Annotated in this window: 1 protein-coding gene; it reads right to left on the minus strand. The window is 60.3% G+C overall.

Translation table 11 applies throughout. From position 1 onward, the window contains the following. Window positions 1-1,130: MFS transporter (locus BS627_RS12870; RefSeq protein WP_077983622.1), on the minus strand; the 1,130-nt coding region annotated here is incomplete at its 3' end. Between the last annotated feature and the right edge of the window lie 88 nt (window positions 1,131-1,218).

The raw sequence follows: 1,218 nt of genomic DNA on the forward strand, positions 1-1,218 counted from the left end.
CCGTAGGAATCGACGATATAGCCGCCGAAGACCGCACCGATACTGATGGCCACCTGAAAGGAAACGACCATCAGGCTGCCTGCTGCTTCCAGCGCATCGGGTGCACCGCGGGAAAGATTGGTCGGCAGCACCACGGGCGCCATGCCGAAGGCAAGGCCCCAAAGCGCGACGAGCGCGAATGCGGCGCCGCTGTGAACACCCCAGACAACGAGGGCAATCGTCGCAAATGCCATCAGGGCGGCGGTAACGATGAGTGCGAGGCGGATACTGGTGTCAGCCATCCGGCCCCCCAGCACATTGCCGATCACGGAAGCAACGCCAAAGCCGAGCAGGGCGAGGGCAATCGGCGTGGTGTCAAGCAGCGTCACCTGTTCGAGGAAGGGACGCACATAGACCGAGCCGGCAAAATGCCCTGTCATCAGCAACAGGATTGCCAGCATCCCCAGTTGAACGCTGCGCCGCCGCGTCAGCCGGAAAACATCGGAAAGACTGTTGCTCGTACTTGCCGGCAGCGATGGCAGGCTGAATATCTGCAGCAGCATGGCAATGATGGCAAGTCCCGCCGTCATCGACATGGCTACGCGCCATCCCACCCAGTCGCTGATCAAGGCGCCCATGGAGGGAGCCGCAATGGTGGCGAGTGAAACGCCCAGGGTGACGATAGCCATGCCGCGCCCGGTCGAATTTGCGCCGACGAGCCGTGCCACGACCGCAACCGAAAGCGCCCAGAAACCGCTGAGCGCAATGCCCAGCCCGGCCCGGCCCAGCAACAATAGCCAGAAATCGGCAGCAACCGATGCGAGAATGTTGGAGCCGATCGCCAGCGCACTAAGACCGACAAGCACGGTCTTGCGGTTCAGTTTGCCGATGAGAACATTGCTCAGCAAAGCCGTCACGGCGCCCACGGAAGCTGTCGCCGTCACAACCTGTCCGGCTGTACCTTCGGTAATGCCGAGATCGCGCGCCATGGGCGTCAACAATCCCGCTGGCAGGAACTCGGCCGAAACCAGCGCAAAACTGGTGGCCGCCATCGAAAGAACCGCGAACCAGGTCGCAGCTGTCCATGCGGGTTCTTCTGCGGCCTCCAGGGCAATTGTTGACCCATCAAAATCTGATGTCGTGTCCGTCATGGTCTCTCTCCTTGAGTTGGGAGAGCTTTAGACGAATTTTTCCGGATGATATGTATCTAAAAATCCGAATTTCATGCCTATTCCTCCG

The organism is Agrobacterium salinitolerans (assembly GCF_002008225.1).
Classification (GTDB): Bacteria; Pseudomonadota; Alphaproteobacteria; order Rhizobiales; family Rhizobiaceae; genus Agrobacterium; species Agrobacterium salinitolerans.